The sequence below is a fragment of the Bilifractor sp. LCP21S3_F8 genome (genome assembly GCF_052117805.1).
Classification (GTDB): domain Bacteria; phylum Bacillota; class Clostridia; order Lachnospirales; family Lachnospiraceae; genus Bilifractor.
The window spans coordinates 1-629 of the sequence record NZ_JBQKIK010000068.1 but is presented as its reverse complement, the minus strand read 5'-3'; the positions used below and the strand labels follow the sequence as shown (position 1 = coordinate 629).

Here is a 629-nt window from a genome sequence, read left to right as displayed (position 1 = left end):
CAGTAGGGCGGAGTACCCTCTGCCCTACTGATCTCCCAGGCTGTCCGTTTAATATGGCCCGAACCGTCCGGAAAATGCGGCCCTGCTGTCCGCAGAAAGTGGCTGTTTGCAATGAAAACGGATTTGCATTTATTATCATGGTGAAAGGCATCAAGAACTTTATTCATGATCAGATTCGTCAGCAGAAAGGCTCCTTTGAGAACGACTGGAGTAATCAGATCGCGGAATTCGGCGTGTACGGGAAGACGGTTCACACTTTTGTGTATGCATCAGGGATATACATATGTATTATAGTGCGGCGAAAGCGGCCGGTGAACGCGCCAGATTTGAAGAGAAGATCCAGCAGATGCAGAGCTTTCTGGATACACACAGCGATGAAGACCGGGAGTTTGGTCCGACATTTGAAAAATACTTCTTCCTGCACAGGGATAAGGAAAGCGGCATGTTTGTTTACGCAGAGCCGAAGCCTCAGGTGATCCGGGCCGAGCTGGAATTGTGCGGTTATTTTGCCATCATCACTGTATATTTCGCGTGATTAGTCCGCTCTTCACGGCTAATTAGCCCACCATTAACGGCAGATCAGCCCAGTTGTCACGGAGCAGAGCCCGGTATGGCCGGCGGGCGGATTA

The 629-nt window shown here is 50.4% G+C and carries 1 protein-coding gene; it reads left to right on the top strand.

Annotated elements, in window-relative coordinates:
• Positions 1-283 precede the first annotated feature (283 nt).
• Positions 284-535: a hypothetical protein gene (locus ACTQ3A_RS13905; RefSeq protein WP_441495194.1), complete on the top strand. Its 252-nt coding sequence runs from the start codon at positions 284-286 to the stop codon at positions 533-535.
• The last annotated feature ends 94 nt before the right edge of the window (positions 536-629 follow it).

Excerpts from the sequence above, each read along its gene's own strand:
- ACTQ3A_RS13905 (WP_441495194.1), top strand. The coding sequence starts at position 284 with ATGTATTATAGTGCGGCGAAAGCGGCCGGTGAACGCGCCAGATTTGAA.